This window comes from Roseibium sp. RKSG952, assembly GCF_009711355.1.
Genome location: NZ_SMMF01000161.1, coordinates 1 through 316, shown reverse-complemented (window position 1 = coordinate 316; position 316 = coordinate 1). Strand labels below are relative to the sequence as shown.

1 protein-coding gene is annotated in these 316 nt (G+C 49.4%); it reads left to right on the top strand.

Annotated features, from left to right (window positions below):
- Positions 1-37: 37 nt before the first annotated feature.
- Positions 38-316: linear amide C-N hydrolase (locus E1297_RS00405; protein WP_244327578.1), on the top strand; the 279-nt coding region annotated here is incomplete at its 3' end.

Here is a 316-nt window from a genome sequence, read left to right as displayed (position 1 = left end):
TTCAGTGGTCACATGCTCCGGAATATGCAGACGTACAATGGAGTTCGGCAAGGAAACAGAATCCAGCCTGTCACTGGTGCCGAAAGGTTTCCGATATGAAGCTGGTACAGGTGTTGTGAATCCGATGTCATGGAATTCGAAATTCGCGGTCATTGGGGCCAGCGCTTTCGGAGACTCGACTTTGATTGCTGACGGGATCAATGAAGCGGGGCTCGCAGGAGGTATCCTGTATTTTCCTAAATTTGCGAAATATCCTGACCAAAGCTCTGTGCCATCAGACAAGGCCCTAGCTGTGAGTTCTGAGAAGGTTGTTCAT